Source organism: Algoriphagus marinus, assembly GCF_001936475.1.
Taxonomy (GTDB): Bacteria; Bacteroidota; Bacteroidia; order Cytophagales; family Cyclobacteriaceae; genus Algoriphagus; species Algoriphagus marinus.
Genome location: NZ_MSPQ01000005.1, coordinates 289,697 through 307,088 on the forward strand (window position 1 = coordinate 289,697; position 17,392 = coordinate 307,088).

15 protein-coding genes are annotated in these 17,392 nt (G+C 40.0%); 6 read left to right on the forward strand and 9 right to left on the reverse strand.

All coding sequences use genetic code 11. The features are described from left to right. Window positions 1–12: 12 nt before the first annotated feature. The 6 genes from BVC88_RS09970 to BVC88_RS09995 all read right to left on the reverse strand — a co-directional run bounded on the left by BVC88_RS09970 (window position 13) and on the right by BVC88_RS09995 (window position 6,652). A complete protein-coding gene (locus BVC88_RS09970; protein ID WP_075350529.1) occupies window positions 13–1,086 on the reverse strand; it encodes an alanine racemase in 1,074 nt (357 codons plus the stop codon). Next, window positions 1,064–1,528, reverse strand: coding sequence for a GNAT family N-acetyltransferase (locus BVC88_RS09975; RefSeq protein ID WP_075350530.1), 465 nt, complete (start codon window positions 1,526–1,528; stop codon window positions 1,064–1,066). Before BVC88_RS09975 ends, BVC88_RS09970 begins: the two co-directional genes overlap by 23 nt. Beyond that, complete coding sequence (locus BVC88_RS09980) at window positions 1,525–2,961, reverse strand: sodium:solute symporter family protein (RefSeq protein ID WP_075350531.1); 1,437 nt, start codon at window positions 2,959–2,961, stop codon at window positions 1,525–1,527. Before BVC88_RS09980 ends, BVC88_RS09975 begins: the two co-directional genes overlap by 4 nt. Before the next feature lie 182 nt (window positions 2,962–3,143). After that, the gene (locus BVC88_RS09985; protein WP_075350532.1) at window positions 3,144–3,893 is read right to left on the reverse strand and encodes a succinate dehydrogenase/fumarate reductase iron-sulfur subunit; all 750 of its coding nucleotides are present in this window, start codon (window positions 3,891–3,893) and stop codon (window positions 3,144–3,146) included. 125 nt (window positions 3,894–4,018) lie between these two features. After that, a complete protein-coding gene (locus BVC88_RS09990) occupies window positions 4,019–5,953 on the reverse strand; it encodes a fumarate reductase/succinate dehydrogenase flavoprotein subunit (RefSeq protein ID WP_075350533.1) in 1,935 nt (644 codons plus the stop codon). Between the two features lie 12 nt (window positions 5,954–5,965). Next, window positions 5,966–6,652, reverse strand: coding sequence for a succinate dehydrogenase cytochrome b subunit (locus tag BVC88_RS09995; RefSeq protein WP_075350534.1), 687 nt, complete (start codon window positions 6,650–6,652; stop codon window positions 5,966–5,968). A 313-nt stretch (window positions 6,653–6,965) separates the two neighbouring features. Between BVC88_RS09995 and BVC88_RS10005 the strand changes: the two genes are divergently transcribed. Next, window positions 6,966–9,743 carry a T9SS type B sorting domain-containing protein gene (locus BVC88_RS10005; protein ID WP_075350536.1) on the forward strand — a complete coding sequence of 926 codons (2,778 nt, stop codon included), beginning with the start codon at window positions 6,966–6,968 and terminating at the stop codon, window positions 9,741–9,743. Further along, window positions 9,740–10,162, forward strand: coding sequence for a thiol-disulfide oxidoreductase DCC family protein (locus BVC88_RS10010; protein WP_075350537.1), 423 nt, complete (start codon window positions 9,740–9,742; stop codon window positions 10,160–10,162). Before BVC88_RS10005 ends, BVC88_RS10010 begins: the two co-directional genes overlap by 4 nt. 41 nt (window positions 10,163–10,203) lie before the next feature. On the opposite strand, the gene BVC88_RS10015 is transcribed toward BVC88_RS10010, so the two are convergent. After that, window positions 10,204–11,163: a sodium-dependent bicarbonate transport family permease gene (locus BVC88_RS10015; protein WP_075350538.1), complete on the reverse strand. Its 960-nt coding sequence runs from the start codon at window positions 11,161–11,163 to the stop codon at window positions 10,204–10,206. Window positions 11,164–11,249: 86 nt separating this feature from the next. On the opposite strand from BVC88_RS10015, the gene BVC88_RS10020 reads away from it, so the two are divergent. Beyond that, window positions 11,250–12,176: a LysR family transcriptional regulator gene (locus BVC88_RS10020; protein WP_075350539.1), complete on the forward strand. Its 927-nt coding sequence runs from the start codon at window positions 11,250–11,252 to the stop codon at window positions 12,174–12,176. A 61-nt stretch (window positions 12,177–12,237) separates the two neighbouring features. Then, window positions 12,238–13,113 carry an ACP S-malonyltransferase gene (gene fabD / locus BVC88_RS10025; RefSeq protein ID WP_075350540.1) on the forward strand — a complete coding sequence of 292 codons (876 nt, stop codon included), beginning with the start codon at window positions 12,238–12,240 and terminating at the stop codon, window positions 13,111–13,113. Between the two features lie 30 nt (window positions 13,114–13,143). Here the strand turns inward: fabD and folK are convergent, their stop codons facing one another. Further along, window positions 13,144–13,632 carry a 2-amino-4-hydroxy-6-hydroxymethyldihydropteridine diphosphokinase gene (gene folK, locus BVC88_RS10030; protein ID WP_075350541.1) on the reverse strand — a complete coding sequence of 163 codons (489 nt, stop codon included), beginning with the start codon at window positions 13,630–13,632 and terminating at the stop codon, window positions 13,144–13,146. A gap of 70 nt (window positions 13,633–13,702) precedes the next feature. On the opposite strand from folK, the gene sppA reads away from it, so the two are divergent. Further along, window positions 13,703–15,472: a signal peptide peptidase SppA gene (sppA, locus tag BVC88_RS10035; RefSeq protein WP_075350542.1), complete on the forward strand. Its 1,770-nt coding sequence runs from the start codon at window positions 13,703–13,705 to the stop codon at window positions 15,470–15,472. 24 nt (window positions 15,473–15,496) lie between these two features. On the opposite strand, the gene BVC88_RS10040 is transcribed toward sppA, so the two are convergent. Beyond that, the gene (locus BVC88_RS10040) at window positions 15,497–16,390 is read right to left on the reverse strand and encodes a flavin reductase family protein (protein WP_075350543.1); all 894 of its coding nucleotides are present in this window, start codon (window positions 16,388–16,390) and stop codon (window positions 15,497–15,499) included. Window positions 16,391–16,529: 139 nt separating this feature from the next. On the opposite strand from BVC88_RS10040, the gene BVC88_RS10045 reads away from it, so the two are divergent. Beyond that, window positions 16,530–17,378 (forward strand): endonuclease/exonuclease/phosphatase family protein, encoded by an 849-nt coding sequence (locus tag BVC88_RS10045; protein WP_075350649.1) that lies wholly within the window; start codon window positions 16,530–16,532, stop codon window positions 17,376–17,378. Window positions 17,379–17,392: the final 14 nt, after the last annotated feature.

A 17,392-nucleotide genomic window follows, 5' to 3' on the forward strand; every position in this document is an offset into this window, starting at 1 on the left:
AGCTGTTTTTATTTAATCGACTATTTTTTTGTCGACATAATCTGAATTCAAAAGACTTAAGGCTCCCATGTATTTCATATCAAAACTTAATACGTCTCCAACTTTGTAACCCTCAGGATTTTGGCCCAGATTTATAATAATCATATCCGAACTGGCTCCTAAAATCTCAATATTTTTATCCTTAGCGATTAAGTATTTAGGATCTACATCTAAAATACCTACATCTACAATAGCTCTGAAAGAACTTTTCCCCATCAATTTCTCATCAATTTCCTTTACTTCGCCTTGTGGGGTCGGCGCCAATACTCCTGTTGGAAGAAGTGGCTTTTCCTGCATTTCGACGATTTCCACATTCAACTCAAATACGTCTCCATGCATTCCTTCTATGATTGACTCTTCAACTAGATTCACCCCAAAATAGAGTGTCTCCCCGACTCTAAAGTGATTTACACCGGCAGGTAGCTGATGAGTTAGCATTAAAGGAATTGTCACCGAAGTTCCTGCAGACACCCAAGGAATAGATTTGTTAAACTTCAATTCGATTATTTGTTTATAGAGGCTCAATTGTATCAACTTGTCGGTTGAGGGCATTACCCCATTCAAACAGTTGAGATTAGTGCCAAGACCAATAATTTCAATATTTGGCAACTCAAAAACCCGAGCATAAAAATCTAAAAGTTGATCCCCCATCACTCCTTCTCGAAGATCCCCGGTCTCAACCATGATGATTATTTTGTGTTTTTTATTCTGAAGTACAGCCTCTTCACTAATCCATTCAATAGTTTTCAGTTCGCTATTTAAGCTTACATCTGCAAACTGAACCATTTTACCAACATTTCGTCTAGAAACCGGCTTAATGTAAACAGTTTGAATTTCCGGATTGATCATCTTGATCATAGCCAGATTACTGATTCGACTGTCATGGATTTCTTTAACTCCAAGATTTATCAACTCTGTTAGAAATAATCGGTTACCGCAAAAGATTTTGGACACAACGCCCCATGAAATCTCCTTTTCCTCAAAGAGATTTTTAAGGAAAAGGAAATTCTGTTTGAGTTTGTTTTTACTTAAAGTCAGATATGCCATTTTTTTTCGTCAATCTCATTTCAAGATATTTGTTAGTAAATCCCAGTCTTTCGTAAAGTTTTTTAGCGGGATTATCAGCCTCCACATGAAGTGCAATCGCACCGTTTGCCATTTTGATTGCCATATCCATTATTTTCCCACCGATGCCTTTCCCCCGTTGACTAGCATCGACAGCGATATAGACAAGGATATTCTCTGGAATATAGCCTGACATACCGGTTTTGTTCATAATCAATGCCCCTACGATTTTTTCATTTTCTTTAGCAAGAACGACAAATCCACCAGCATGTAAGTTTTGGTCTAGCGCATAATCTAGACACTTCATAATATCCTCTTTGGGATCACCATATTTTCCCAAATGAAAAAAGAGAAAATCTGCTATTTCATTTTTCTGGAGGAAAGTAGCATTATCAATGGCTGTAATTGTTTCTATTTTAATCATGAGATAGTATCGTATAATTGTTTTTTCTTTTGAAGCGTAGTGATTGAACAAAATGTAATTAAAGAAAGTGTCAATCCAAACAGATTAGCGTCCAATCCAAAAGGAAGAGCTATAGTTGAGAAACCCAATACAGCCGTCAATGTTCCTCCTGAAATCATCGCAGAAATCGCGGCAGTAGAGTTTCGCTGGTTGAAAAATAAGCCAGCTACCACAGGAACCAGCAATCCCGAAACCATGAAAGCATAGGAATACAACATCAGACTGAGTACTTCAGTCATTTGCCATGCTATAAATATCGCCACTGCACCGATTGCAAAAGTGAAGAATTGACTATATCTAATTTGAGTTTTTAGTGATTTTCCAACAAATAACCGGTCTAAAAGATCTGTAGTTAAATTACCTGATGCTGCCATGAGGCAAGAGTCTGCAGTAGATAAGATCGCCGAAAAATAAGCTGACATCATCAGACCCAAAATTCCTACCGGTAAGATATTACTCAACAAAACAGGCAATCCCATTTCAGGATCCATAGCAGTGGTAAATCCTTCCAAAGCTCCTTGCTCCACTGCCACTCTAGAAAGTAAACCCAAGGTGACACCGAGCATAGCCATAATCGGCCACTCAAAAAGCCCAGCGATAAACCATGCTTTTTTTGCTGATTTCACATCTCTTGCTGCAAAAATCCGCTGGTAAAGAGTCATTCCCACAAACCAAATAGGGATAATCGTAATCCCCCAATTTGCAAGATCTTGCCATGATAGATTTGAAAAGCTAAAAAACTCCGGAGGCAAAACACTTTGGATAGCAGCCCATCCTCCTACATAAGTATAGGAAATTGGAATACCTATAAACATTAAGCCTGCCATCAATATAATCCACTGAATAGTATCAGTATAGATGACGGCTTTTAACCCACCCATGACTGTATAGCCAACTGCTACAGCCCCCATCACTAAAAGCGCTGTATGTAAATCAAATCCTTCGAAAGTCCCAGATGCTAATTTTGCCCCTGCCAATAACTGGGAGGATGTGAATCCCAGATACCCTAAAAAACAAATCACAGCCGCCACTTTGGCTGCATTGGAATTATAGAGATGCCCAATGATCTGAGGAAATGTGAAAAACTTAGCGAAAGCCGGATCCGACTTCACTCTCGGAATCAAAATAACAGCTGCAAGCCAAGCACCGAGTAATCCTGTAAAAAGCATCCAGGAGCCTGAAATTCCCATCACAAACCCAAGTCCGCCTAATCCTATTGAAAAACCACCCCCAACATCAGTAGCAACAACTGACAAACCAATATGCCAGCTACCAATATTTCTACCACCAACGTAGTAGTCCTCTTGATCTGAATTTTTTCTCATAAAAAAATATCCAACTCCTAACATGGCGAGCATGTAAGCAAGAAAGATCCCCAGATCCACTAAATGCATTATTTACTTTGGTTTGTAACAAATTCTCTTAGAAATATAACTTTTCAAAGTTACTAAAAAGGGTCAAATATTAAAAATTTAAATGTTTTTATAAAAAAAATTGACCGTAAGGCAATATCCAAAATTGAAATAGTACAAAAAAAAGCCGACTCTCGCCGGCTTTTAAATGGTATTAATTTCGATTACATGTTATCACTACTAACAACCGCTGAGAAATATTCCCTGTTCATTCTAGCAATGTTTGTCAGGCTAATTCCCTTTGGACATTCTGCAGCACAAGCCCCGGTATTGGTACATGCTCCAAAACCTTCCGCGTCCATTTGAGCAATCATTTTCTCTGCTCTGGTTTTTCGCTCCACCTTGCCTTGAGGTAGCATGGCTAGTTGTGAGATTTTTGCTGAAGTGAATAGCATTGCGGATGCGTTTTTACAAGCAGCCACACAAGCTCCACAGCCAATGCAAGTCGCTGCATCAAATGCTTCATCTGCAATTGTCTTAGGAATCGGGATCTCGTTAGCATCAGGAACTCCTCCAGTATTCACTGAAACATAACCTCCCGCTTGGATAATCCGATCAAAAGCAGAGCGATTTACTACCAAGTCCTTTACAACTGGGAAAGCTTTTGCTCTCCAAGGCTCAATCGTGATAGTCTCCCCATCAGAGAAAGACCGCATGTGGAGTTGACAAGTGGTAGTTTGAAGTGGTCCATGAGGATTGCCATTGATATAAAGAGAACACATTCCGCAGATACCTTCCCGACAATCATGATCAAAATGGACTGGATCTTCACCTTTTTCTGTCAATCCCTCATTCAACACATCCAACATCTCAAGGAAAGACATGTCTGTAGAAATACCGTCAACTGGATAAGTCGCAAAACCGCCTTTATCTGAGGCGTTTTTTTGTCTCCATATTTTTAATGTTAATTTCATATGATAATATTTTTTTTCAAAAGATATATGAGATCTCGCTTGGCTTTCCCGATAGCCATCGGGACATGTCAGTGTTTGACTTTCTATTCAGCTCGACTTCATATAGCTATGAATTTGTCTTAAGGTTATTTATAGGAACGCTGTGTAAGCTTCACGTTCTCGAATTCCAAAGGCTCTTTCACTAATTCTTCTTCTTGATTTTCACCCATGAATTTCCAAGCCGCTACATAAGCATAATTCTCATCGTCTCGTAGTGCTTCTCCTTCTGGAGTTTGATACTCTTCTCTGAAGTGTCCACCACAAGATTCATTTCTGTTTAAAGCATCATCAATCATTAATTCTCCCAGTTCGATGAAGTCTGCCACCCTATTTGCCTTTTCAAGCGATTGGTTAAGTTCCTCATTTTCTCCAAGCACTTTCACATCTGACCAAAATTCCTTTTTCAAAGCTTTGATTGCTTTTTTGGCTTCTTTCAAACCCTCAGCAGTTCGAGCCATTCCGCACTCATTCCACATGATTTTACCCAAACGTTTGTGGAAGTGATCTACTGTTTTAGAACCTTTGATATTTAAAAGCTGATTGATTCCTCCTTTTACTTTATCAACTGCCTCCGCAAAAGCAGGATGCGAATCATCTACCTTCTTTGGAGGAGTTTGGGCCAAATAATCACCTATAGTGTAAGGGACAACGAAATATCCGTCAGCAAGTCCTTGCATCAATGCAGAAGCACCAAGTCTATTGGCACCATGGTCTGAGAAATTAGCCTCTCCCAAAGCATACAAGCCAGGAATATTGGTCATCAAATTATAATCAACCCATAGTCCACCCATAGTGTAGTGAACTGCCGGATAGATCATCATCGGAGTTTTGTAAGGATTTTCACCCGTAATCTGCTGATACATATCAAACAGGTTACCGTATCTAGCTCTTATAGTATCTTCACTATCTCTTGCAATGGCATCCCTAAAATCAAGGAAAACAGCCTCACCGGTTTCGTTTACTCCTCGTCCCTCATCACATACATATTTTGCATTTCTTGAGGCCACGTCACGAGGAACTAAGTTTCCAAAGCTTGGATATTTTCGCTCTAGGAAATAATCCCGGTCTTCCTCTTTAATATCTGCTGGTTTAATCTGCTTTTTGCGAAGCTTTTCAGCAGTCTCCACTGTTTTCGGCACCCATACTCTACCATCGTTTCGAAGTGACTCTGACATCAATGTCAGTTTCGATTGGTGATCACCCGAAACAGGAATACAGGTAGGGTGGATCTGAGTAAAACAAGGATTAGCAAACAAAGCTCCTTTCTTGTGAGCTCTCCAGGCTGCAGTCACATTAGACCCCATCGCATTGGTTGAAAGGAAAAACACATTTCCATATCCTCCTGTACATAATAGTACTGCATGAGCTGCGTGAGTTTCAATTGCTCCTGTGATCAGATTTCGGGTGACAATACCTCTGGCATGACCATCGATTGTTACCAAATCCATCATTTCTGTTCTTGGGAAAAGCTTTACTTTTCCATTAGCCACTTGGCGGCTAAGCGCAGAATATGCACCTAAAAGCAACTGCTGTCCTGTTTGACCCCTTGCATAGAAGGTTCTGGAAACCTGTGCACCACCAAATGAACGGTTGGCAAGTAACCCGCCATATTCTCTGGCAAAAGGAACTCCCTGTGCCACACATTGGTCTATAATGTTTACTGAGACTTGAGCTAATCGATACACATTGGCTTCTCTTGATCTGTAGTCCCCTCCTTTAATAGTATCGTAGAAAAGTCTAAAGATTGAGTCACCGTCATTCTGATAGTTTTTTGCAGCATTAATCCCTCCCTGAGCAGCAATAGAGTGCGCTCTTCTTGGACTATCTTGGAAACAAAAAGCTTTTACATTGTACCCCAACTCCGCAAGGGAAGCAGCAGCAGAAGCTCCAGCTAGGCCTGTTCCTACTACGATGACATCGTATTTTCTTTTGTTGGCTGGGTTTACCAGCTTACTGTTAAACTTATGCTTGGTCCATTTTTCTTCCAATGGGCCAGCAGGTATTTTGGAATCTAGTATCATACGGGACTATTATTAGCTCTGTGATGTGAAATAGATGTAAATCGGCATACTAGCAAATAAGATCGGTACTAGAATGCTATATATTCTACCCAATACCTCTATGGCTGGGGTATACTTCTTATGATTTAATCCTAAGGTTTGGAATGCACTAGCAAATCCATGCGATAGGTGAAAAGACAGAAAGGCCATTGCAACGACATATCCAGCCACCATCAATTCATTTTGAAACGCAAAAGTCACAATGGAAAACAAATCTTTGTACTGTTCTCCATCATAGGTAACGAATGGAACTTCCCCCCAATGCATTTGGTACCAGAAGCTCTGCATGTGAATTACAAGAAAGATTAAAATAATCGTTCCCAATATCCCCATGTTTCTGGATGCCGTAGAACTGCTTTTAGAAGCATTTGATTTGGCATAACCTACAGGCCTTGATGATTTATTGACCTGAGTAAGAATAATGGAATAGATAACGTGACCTATTACTGAAATGTAAGTCACATACGAAAGTAATTTCACTGCAGGATTAGTGGTCATGAATTTGGCATAAATATTAAATGCCTCACCTCCATCACCTTTAAACAACAATAAATTACCTGAAACGTGACCTGTCAAAAACAGAATCAGGAAAAGCCCGGTCAATGCCATGATCAATTTCCTTCCTAGTGTGCTACTCAAGGTTTTTGTAACCCAGCTCATACAATTTTAACGATTAGATTAGAACGAATTCTTTGATTTACGTGGCCAAATTTACATTTGGAACTGCTAGCAAACAATTCGATCTTATACTGATTACTTATTTCAAAACGTTCTAAATAAAGAATTTCGAAGTAGTAAGAATTTTCATTTAACTCATTACAAAACTTCCTGTTTATTTTTATTGTTTGATTTTGTGGAGATTTTCTACTTACTTCCATTTATTTCGTATAGGAAAAGAAATAGGGTTAAAGTGAGTATCAATTCAACTTTTGTTCCGTTAAGTAGTTTCGAAATAGTAAAGAATTTAATCAATATGAAGTTTAAAGCCATACTAGGTATTTTTATTTTATTTCTTTTGGTAGGACTTAGCAATGTCTGGGCAACCCACATTAGAGCAGGAGAAATAATTGCTGAGCGGACTTCAGTTCAAACTTTAACCTACAGAATCGTAGTTGTCGGATATACTGATACCAGATCAAGTGTGGTTTTTGGTCCAGGAACCATCAATTTTGGAGATGGTCGAGAGGAGCAATTAAATACTCAAAGCGACTTTTCTTTAGTAGAAAGTCTAGGTGACCAAATCGAGAAAAACACCTTTGTCATTACGCATACTTTCCAAGGCCCCGGAACATATACGATTCGTTTTCAAGAATTTAATCGAAACGACAAAACCTTGAACATGGATAATTCGGTGGACACTCCTTTTTATGTAGAAACCCAGATTACCATCGATCCATTCATAGGTGTCAACAATTCCCCTGTTTTGACTATTCCACCGGTAGATAATGGGGCAGTGAATGTTCGATTTATTCACAACCCAGGCGCTTATGATCCAGATGGAGATAGCTTAGCATATGAGTTGGGCGTACCAAATCAGGCTTTCCAAAGACCTGTAAATAATTATAGAAGTCCAGCTACGAACGAATTCAGCTTTAGCCAGGAAGATGGTTCCGTCCCTCCTTTTTTGAGAGTTGATCCTATTTTTGGAGATTTAATTTGGGATGCTCCCGGTACTGCAGGGCAGTTTAACGTAGCGTTTCGAATCAAAGAATACCGCAAACTAAATGGTAAATATGAGTTGATCGGCTACGTCGTTAGAGATATGCAGATCATTATCGAAAACTCAAATAACCGAAGACCCGAATTGATTTTACCTCCTGACCTTTGCGTGGAAGCGGGTACTCTAATTGAAGAGATCATACAAGGTCAAGATCCTGATGGAGACCCTATTCGAATTGAGATTTTTGGGGAACCCATCGAAATAAATGCCTCCCCAGCAACTTATTCTCCTGAAAGTATCTTTCAAGCTAGTCCCGGCATTGTAAATTTCAATTGGCAGACAGTTTGCAACCATGTAAGAGCAAGGGAATATGAGGTTCGCGTTCGAATTTCTGATGATCCAAGTTCTGGTCCTTCCTTAGTGGACATCAAAACATGGCGAATCAAAGTCATTGGTCCACCTCCTGTATTCAATGAAATCGAACAAGGAACTGGAAGATCTGTAGAATTGAATTGGGATCCTTATGTATGTGCTAATTCGGCTCAGGAGATGCAGGTCTGGAGACGAATCAATTCAGATCCTTATATGCCAGATAGTTGTGAAACTGGAATCAGAGCTGGTTACGAACTGATAGGAACCACAAATATGGAAATCTTCAGTTTCCTAGATGAAAATGGCGGAGAGGGACTCGCTCCTGGAAATACCTATTGCTATCGATTGGTAGCAGGTTATCCCCAGCCACGTGCTGGTGAGAGCATAGTTTCAGAAGAAATTTGTATCACCATAGACGTGGACGTTCCTATTATTACCAATGTTAGTATTGAGGCTACAGATCCAGCAAATGGTGAGATTTTTGTAAAATGGACTCCTCCATATGACATTGATCGAACCCAATATCCCGGTCCATTCACCTATGAATTGTACCGAAGAACCGGATTCACAGGTAACTCAGGTGCTGTTTCCCTAGGAATAACGGCAGATACTTTGTTTACAGATACCGGAATAAATACTGAAGATTTGGTTTATAATTATAAAGTAGTCCTTCTTGATCGTGGAACCAAAATAGACAGTTCTACATCCGCATCATCAGTACGATTAGAGCCAACCATTATAAACCAAGCCATTGAGTTAAATTGGGAATTTACGGTACCATGGAATAATTCTGTTCGGGAGTTTAAACATGATGTCTATCGAAACAGAACCGATCCAGAAGCCCAAGATGCAGACACTTTTATAAAAATAGCTGAAGTGGATGTAACTCAGGCTGGCTTTACCTTCTTCGATGATGGCAGCTTCAATGGGGTGGCTCTAGAGAAAGATATAGAATACTGCTACTATGTAATTACCAAAGGTTCTTACAATGTAGCTGGTCTCATTTACCCGCTGGAAAACAAATCACAGATAGTTTGCGCCAAGCCTGATGACAATCGGTTGCCTTGTCCTCCAGTATTAACTTTTGAAGGTCCAGTATGCGAGGAATATTTAGCTGAAGTTTCTTGCAATACAACCACTTACTACCATGATTTGAGTTGGACTCCCGATTTCAGTGGAGATTGTGATGACCAACTAAGTGGCTACAAACTGTATTTTACTGAAGACGGGGAAGATGGACAGTTTGAATTAGTTGCTGAACTTTCAGCTTTGGAACTAGAAACCAGAATCAATAACCTAACAAACTTCAGGGGGTGTTATTACATCACGGCAGTGGATAGATCTGGAAATGAAAGTGAACCAAGCAACGTCGTTTGTGTGGAAAATTGTCCATATTATGAACTTCCTAATGCATTTACGCCAAATGGGGATGGAAATAATGACACCTTCATTGCATTTGACAATCCATTCTCAAAGTGTCCAAGGTTTGTGATCGGAGTTGAGATTTTCATAGTCAACCGTTGGGGAGCTGAGGTCTTTAGCTACAATAGCTTAGAGTCAAGTGAAAACGACATCTTCATTCGCTGGGACGGAAAAGACAAAAATGGAAATGATCTTCCAGCAGGAACATATTTCTACTCCGGCTCAGTCAAATTCGATGTATTGGATCCTGGAAAGCAAGAACAAAATCTAAAAGGAACTATTCAAATCTTAAGATGACAAGTTCCAAATCCATCATTTTTTTTGATGGAGTCTGCAACCTCTGCAATGCTTCCATAGATTTTATCATTAAGAGAGATAAAAAGGGACAGTTCCTGGTGGGAGCATTGCAAGACGAGGTAAGTAAAAAAGTGCTTTCTGATTATTCTGTACAAGAAGATTATTTAGACTCACTCGTTCTTCTTGAGGACAAGGAGATTTTTTACAAAAGTACAGCCGCACTCAAGATAGCAAAGAACCTATCTGGGTTATGGCCTGCCTTATATCCATTGATTTATCTACCAAAGGGACTTCGTGACCCTGTTTACGATTGGATTGCAAAGAATCGATACAGTTGGTTTGGAAAAAAGAATACGTGCAGACTGCCCAGCCCTGAAGAAAAAGCCAAATTCCTTACCAAGGAAAATATCCCTGTTTAAACCCTGAAAATTCATTAGAAACTCAATTGGATAATCTGGCTTTAAAACGCTTGAATGATCATCCAATAGATTGGCATTCCTAATGTGATGTTAAACGGAAATGTGATTGCCAATGCCATTGGGATATACAGACCTTCATCTGCTTCTGGATTTGCAAGCTTCATTGCGGCAGGTACTGCAATATAAGATGCACTGGCTGCTAGAATGGCAAATATAAATCGGTCCCCATCAGCATCTGCTACCCAGTAGCTTAAGAATGCTACCAAAACCCCATTAACAAGTGGAATCAGGATTGCGAAAATCGTAGAAAAATAGCCGTATTTGAAGAAAGTCTTTAGCTTTTTACCACTTCGGATTCCCATATCCAAAAGGAAAACAGCTAAAAATCCTTTGAAAATGTCTGTTACGAATGGCTTAATTCCTTCGGCTTGCTTCTCATCTGCTATTAATCCTATTACCAAACTCCCCAAGATTAAAAGAACACTTCCATTCGTAAATGCATGGATTACAATGTTTTTTAGCCCTCCTTCAGGTTTTTGATCTGAATATTCCTGAAGCAAAATTACACCGGAAATAATTGCCGGAGCCTCCATCAAAGCCATCACTGCAACCATATGGCCTCCAAATGGAACACCCTGAAGATCTAAAAATGCAACTGCTGCCACAAAAGTAACTGCACTTATAGAGCCATAAGCAGCCGCAATAGCTGCGGAATTTGATGCGTTTAGCTTGCGTTTGAGGATAAAAAAAGTGTAAAAGGGAACAAGTGCCGAAAGCGAAATCCCGAAAAGAAGCGCCCAAAAAATACTTAAATCAAAACTACTGTGAGAAAGTTCTTGACCTCCTTTAAACCCAATCGAGAGCATCAAGTATAAGGCTATGAACTTAGAACTACTTGGAGGTATCTCCAGATCACTTTTAAACCGAACTGCCAAAATTCCCAAAACGAAAAACAGTAAGCTCGGATTCGTTAGGTTGTTAATGAGTATCTGAAAATCCATGCTGCAAATATTTAAAGGAAAAACAGGAAAAAAAACTAAACCATAAGGTTTTTTTATTCGTAATGACTTTTGTATTTAATTTACTTATGAATATTTCACTAACTCAGCTCCGCGCACTTAAGGCTATTTCCACTCAAGAAAGCATTACTAGCGCTGCCAAGTCATTAAATATGACTCAGCCGGCAGTTTCCATCCAATTAAAAAATCTCCAAGAGCAATTCGAAGTACCGCTTACAGAGATAATTGGAAAACGAATTCACATCACCGAATTCGGGCAAGAGTTAGTAGATATGGCAGATCGGATTTTTGATGAAGTAGATCAAATCGAGCAAAAAATGCTAGAACTGAAAGGGCTTCTTGCAGGAAAAATCCGAATATCCGCAGTTTCAACGGGTAAGTATATTATTCCCTATTTGATGGCGGACTTTATGAAACTCCACCCACATGTGGAGATTAGCTTGGAAGTATCCAACCGACACAGTGTCCTTGCCCATTTACAAGAAAACACCACGGATTTAGCCTTAATTTCTGTTTCCCCTCCCAATGATGTGGCATTTGATAGCATTACCTTAGAGGAAAATAAATGGTATTTGGCATGCGCCCCTGAACATGCGACAAAGTTTCAAGCAGAAATAGATACTAACAATTGGGAAAAAATTCCATTTATCCTTAGGGAAAAGGGCTCTGGAACTAGAGTGAAAATGGAAGAGTTTTTCAATGAGCGGGATATCAAAGTAGACAGCAAACTTGAACTTGCTACCAACGAAGCCGTGAAGCAAGCAGTTATGGCTGGATTGGGAGCGTCAATCCTTTCTAATTTTTCGATGAGTCAGGAAATCGAAGACAATAGAATCACACTTTTGAAATATCCGGACTTACCCATGAAGGCAATGTGGAAACTGATCTGGTTGAAGCAAAAAAAGCATTCCCCTGCTGTTTTGGCCTTTATTAGATGGATTTCCGAAAATAAAAAATCGGTGTTTCAAGCTCACTTCAACACATTTGACGAATAAGCCGAAATTAATCACTTGGTGAAAAGGTTTATATTTGCGCCATAAACCAAAATTCAATTTGATGAAGGCATTTGTTTTCCCGGGCCAAGGCGCCCAGTTTCCCGGTATGGGAAAAGCTCTTTATGAGGAAAATCCACAGGCAAAAGCATTATTTGAACAAGCCAATGAAATCCTTGGATTCAGAATCACTGATATCATGTTTGATGGTTCTGTTGAAGAGCTGAAACAGACTAAGGTTACCCAGCCTGCAATTTTTCTTCACTCTGTTATCCTGGCCAAGACCACTGCAGATTTTGCTCCAGACATGGTGGCAGGTCATTCATTAGGAGAATTTTCGGCCTTAGTTGCAAACGGTACTTTGGCTTTTGAAGATGGTTTAAAACTCGTGTATCAGAGAGCATTAGCTATGCAGGAGGCCTGCGAAATCAACCCCTCTACCATGGCAGCAATTCTGGGACTGGCAGATGAAAAGGTAGAAGAAATTTGTGCATCAATAACAGATGAAATTGTCGTTCCTGCTAATTACAATTGTCCAGGCCAATTAGTCATCTCAGGCTCAAATAAAGGTATAGAGATCGCTTGCCTCAAAATGAAAGAGGCTGGAGCAAAAAGAGCCCTTCCACTTCCGGTTGGGGGAGCATTTCATTCACCCTTGATGCAGCCAGCCGCAGAAAAATTAAAGGCAGCAATCGAATCTACGACTTTCAATACTCCGATTTGTCCAGTTTATCAAAACGTGAGTACAACGGCTATCATTAATGTGGACGACATAAAAGCTAACCTTATTGCCCAACTGACAGCTCCTGTAAAATGGACTCAGTCTGTTCAAAATATGGTAAAAGATGGGGCCACACAATTTGTAGAATGTGGACCTGGAAAAGTCCTTCAAGGATTAGTTCAAAAAATCCATCCCGGAGCTGAAGTTTCCGGTCTTTAATTTTTGAAAGCCCGCCTCAAGCGGGCTTTTTTATTCAGGTTTAAAAATAAAAACCTTCGTCTCGTCATTGCATTCTTCCAATAATTCCAAATGATTCTTTCCTAAAACAGGATGAATGAACTCAGGTAAAATCTCAACCAGTGGCACTAGTACAAATCTACGTTGGGCAATAAATGGATGTGGGATTTGAAGCAGAGAATTTGAAATCACACTTTGGTCAAAGTAGAGAATATCAATATCCATCGTTCGATCTCCCCAATGTTGGTTTCGCTTTCTTCCCAGATTGAACTCAATTTTTTGGATCAACTCCAAAAGCTGCTCAGGATTTAGATTCGTTTTCAGATGAACTACCTGATTGAGAAATGCTCCTTTTGCGACTCCACCCCAGGCTTCCGTTTCATAAACAGATGATTTGACCACGAATTCGCCGGCTTCTGCAAGTTCAAGAATAGCTTTTTCGAGCAAATTTTTACGATCTCCTCTATTTCCCCCCAAAATAATAACAACCTTACTGAACATTTTCTCCGTAGAATTCCTTTTGTAATCTCGGGCTAAAATAGGTTATTTTAGCACTCAAATAATTTAGCTTATGAAATTCTTAGGAAATGTACTTGCTGTGATAGTAGGTCTTTTTGTTTTCAGCATTCTCAGTATTCTTGTCATGTTTGGCTTTATTGGGATCATTGCTTCTTCGGCAGGAGATTCAGAGGTCAAAGTGAAAGAAAACACAGTTCTCCACTTGAATCTTAACGGAAGAACTCTTGTCGAGCGGACGACAGAGGATAATCTTGACCTTGGGTTCTTGGGAAATCCTTTCGGAGGAGATTCAAATGCTGGTTTGGTAAACTTGAAAAAAGCAATCGAGGAGGCTAAAACGAATGATAACATTAAAGGTATTTACCTTAACACAGGTTTGATAATAGCCGGTCAAGCAAATTTACTTGAGCTTAGAGAAGTATTGGAAGATTTCAAAAGCTCTGGCAAATTCATAATTGCTTATGACGAAGCCTTATCCGAAGGTGGTTATTACCTTGCTTCAGTAGCTGATGAAGTCTATATGAATCCTATTGGAGGAGTTGATTTCAATGGTTTTGCTTCTGAGGGGATTTTCCTGAAAGGTTTTTTCGAAAAGGTAGGGATCAAACCTGAAGTATTCCGCGTGGGTGAATTTAAGAGTGCGGTTGAGCCCTATATCTTGGATAAAATGAGCCCTGAAAACAGACTTCAAACGCAGTTTTTCTTGGATGATATCAACACCAATGCGTTGATGGATATCGCAGAGTCTAGGGGAATCGCTTTCGACAGTTTGAAAAAAATCAATAACCTGATGTTGGTTAGAAAGCCAGCAGATGCTGTGACTTATGGTTTGATGACCGAGTTACTTTATGAGGATCAAGTACATTCAAAATTGAAAGAAAAGCTTGGATTGGAAGAAGATGATGATATCTCAAGAATCAATGCAACGGATTTAGCATCTTCTGCTAAATCGAAAAATATTACTTCTTCTAATAGGATCGCAGTAATTATTGCAGAAGGAGAAATCGTCAGCGGGAAAGCAGCAGGCGTAATCAGCTCTGAGAAGTTTGCAGCAGAAATCCGAAAAGCGAGAAAAAATGAGAGTATCAAAGCTATCGTTCTGCGAGTAAATTCTCCGGGAGGATCAGTTGTAGCATCTGAAGTCATCTGGAGAGAAATGGCTGAAGCTAAAAAAGTGAAGCCGGTGATCGTATCTATGGGAGAAGTAGCTGCTTCTGGAGGATATTATATCGCCGCCCCAGCTGATACGATCGTAGCCCAACCAAATACAATCACAGGTTCAATTGGGATTTTCGGATTGATGTTCAACGTGCAGGAATTACTCAACGATAAACTCGGTATCACAACTGATGTAGTAACTACTGGCGAACTTTCTGACTTTATGAACGCAGGTAGATCACTGACTGAAGTAGAGCGGATGATCATTCAAAGCTCAGTAGAAGATGGCTATGAAACGTTTATTTCTAGAGTGGCTGAAGGAAGAGGAATGAGTATCGAGGCGGTCAAAGAAGTCGCTTCTGGCAGAGTTTGGACTGGAAATCAAGCCAAAGAAAGAGGATTAGTGGATGTGCTTGGAGGATTAGATACTGCCATTGAGATTGCAGCAGGTAAGATTAATGCCGGCGATGATTATCGAGTAGTTTACTATCCTGAAGTAAAGCCTTGGTTTCAGATGATCATGGAGGATTTGGGTGAAAATGTGAAGGTTGGATTCTTGAAGCGCGAATTGAAAGAGAATTATCCACTTTACCAGCAGGTGGAAAAATTGAAAAACTACCAAGGAATTCAGGTACGAATGCCTCAGGATATTACCATAAAATAAAAAAAGCGGCCTAGGCCGCTTTTTTTATTGCTTTTGCAAAAGGATCAACCAAGCTTTTTCGATATCACCTTCTTCCAATTCAGTTTTGGCCGCAAGGTGAAGATGATCTAACCAGGATTCTGAATCATTTTTAAAACGAATCCGCATTTCTTGAATCATTTCAGTCTTTCCGAACTCTTCGATTTGAGCGGAATTTGGCAATTGCTCCACATTGCCCAATCTCCCTAAATTATTCCCGGAAAGAATCGTGCTATTTCGAATTTCCTCCGGAATCTGATCTACTCCAATTCCAAGTGTCCGGATTGGCTTTGGGATTTTAAATAGCGAATCTCCACTTGCGCGGCTGTACCAATCTCCACCTAATCGTGCCACTGCATCAAGTTTGTTAGGATCAATGACTCCATGATCATCCATGATATCCTCATTGACATGTGCGACAAGCACCTCGCAAATCACCAAATTCCCCGATCCTCCTTGATTACCTAGCGGTTTCACCTCATTAACTTTGCATTCAAATGCAATATGGGCTTCTTTCACACGAGGAGGCTTTACTTCTAGAGACGAGACTGGGGTCAATCCCGCTTTTTCAAATTCACTCACTCCCTTGCCATATTCTGTACTCGCCAGAGACATCTGTTCCACCAATCCATAATGCACTACATGGATGACCACTTCTGGTACTTCGAGCACATTTTCCAAAGTATGCTTTGTAGTATTATCTCTCACTCTTCTGGAAGGAGAAAAAATAAGAATCGCAGGATTAGTACTGAATAGATTGAAAAAACTGAAAGGGCTCAGGTTTACATTCCCTTCTTTATCAATGGTACTTGCAAAGGCAATGGGCCTCGGAGCTATACTTCCTTGCAGCAATCCATGGAATTCCTGAGTGGAAAGGTCTTTGGGATAAAAGGTTTTCATGTATTTAGTATTGTTCTTTAATTGCAACATTACAGTCCAACTGGGACTTTTTAGTCATCCTTGATTTTATTTGATGAAATTAAAACTCAATTTTAATTACTTAAACCAATTTACCAGATTTAGTTTACCCCCTACACTTATGAAAACATCTAAATCGTTTTATTTCAAGCTTTTACTTCTTGTTATTTTTATTTCTTCCAGTTCCTTCGTTTTAGCACAAAGCCACAACATCGCGACATTCAACATTCGCTGGGACAATCCAAATGATACAGGAAATCTATGGAAGGACAGACTTCCACATGTGGTTGCTCTGGTTCAATTTCACAAAATCGACCTACTCGGCGTTCAGGAAGCTCTTCAGCAACAACTTTTGCAAATGAGCGAAGGTTTGGGCTACGAGTATATCGGTGTCGGAAGAGATGACGGGAAAAACAAAGGGGAGTTTTCAGCGATTCTCTACAATTCAAAAAAGTACCAATTATTAGATCAAGGCACTTTTTGGCTCTCCCCAACTCCTGAAAAGCCTAGTAAAGGTTGGGATGCAGCGCTAAACAGGGTCTCAACTTACGGGAAGTTTGCTGATCTGAACGGGACTGAATTCTACGTATTCAACATCCACTACGATCATATCGGGCAACAGGCCAGGGAAGAAAGTAGCAAACTGGTGTTGGCACAAATCGAAAAAATAAACATCGAAAAACTACCGGTAATTTGGATGGGTGATTTCAATGTAACTTCGGAAAACCCTGCCTATACGGTGATCACAGCCCAACCGCAATGGAAAGATGCCCGATTAATTTCTGATCTATCCTATGGCCCGGCTGGGACCTTTACCGGATTCGACTGGGAAAAATTACCTGATGGTATCATTGATCATATTTTTGTTTCGGGCCCGATTCAAGTACTACGCCACGGAATCCTAACTGACAACTATGGTAAAAAATATCCCTCAGATCATTTTCCTGTAATGGTAGAAGTTGAGTTTTGATAAATAGTTGAAGG

Bases quoted from the DNA above. Each gene is read 5' to 3' on its own strand.
- BVC88_RS09970 (WP_075350529.1), bottom strand. From the start codon at position 1,086: ATGGCATATCTGACTTTAAGTAAAAACAAACTCAAACAGAATTTCCTT.
- BVC88_RS09975 (WP_075350530.1), bottom strand. From the start codon at position 1,528: ATGATTAAAATAGAAACAATTACAGCCATTGATAATGCTACTTTCCTC.
- BVC88_RS09980 (WP_075350531.1), bottom strand. From the start codon at position 2,961: ATGCATTTAGTGGATCTGGGGATCTTTCTTGCTTACATGCTCGCCATG.
- BVC88_RS09985 (WP_075350532.1), bottom strand. From the start codon at position 3,893: ATGAAATTAACATTAAAAATATGGAGACAAAAAAACGCCTCAGATAAA.
- BVC88_RS09990 (WP_075350533.1), bottom strand. From the start codon at position 5,953: ATGATACTAGATTCCAAAATACCTGCTGGCCCATTGGAAGAAAAATGG.
- BVC88_RS09995 (WP_075350534.1), bottom strand. From the start codon at position 6,652: ATGAGCTGGGTTACAAAAACCTTGAGTAGCACACTAGGAAGGAAATTG.
- BVC88_RS10005 (WP_075350536.1), top strand. From the start codon at position 6,966: ATGAAGTTTAAAGCCATACTAGGTATTTTTATTTTATTTCTTTTGGTA.
- BVC88_RS10010 (WP_075350537.1), top strand. From the start codon at position 9,740: ATGACAAGTTCCAAATCCATCATTTTTTTTGATGGAGTCTGCAACCTC.
- BVC88_RS10015 (WP_075350538.1), bottom strand. From the start codon at position 11,163: ATGGATTTTCAGATACTCATTAACAACCTAACGAATCCGAGCTTACTG.
- BVC88_RS10020 (WP_075350539.1), top strand. From the start codon at position 11,250: ATGAATATTTCACTAACTCAGCTCCGCGCACTTAAGGCTATTTCCACT.
- fabD (WP_075350540.1), top strand. From the start codon at position 12,238: ATGAAGGCATTTGTTTTCCCGGGCCAAGGCGCCCAGTTTCCCGGTATG.
- folK (WP_075350541.1), bottom strand. From the start codon at position 13,632: ATGTTCAGTAAGGTTGTTATTATTTTGGGGGGAAATAGAGGAGATCGT.
- sppA (WP_075350542.1), top strand. From the start codon at position 13,703: ATGAAATTCTTAGGAAATGTACTTGCTGTGATAGTAGGTCTTTTTGTT.
- BVC88_RS10040 (WP_075350543.1), bottom strand. From the start codon at position 16,390: ATGAAAACCTTTTATCCCAAAGACCTTTCCACTCAGGAATTCCATGGA.
- BVC88_RS10045 (WP_075350649.1), top strand. From the start codon at position 16,530: ATGAAAACATCTAAATCGTTTTATTTCAAGCTTTTACTTCTTGTTATT.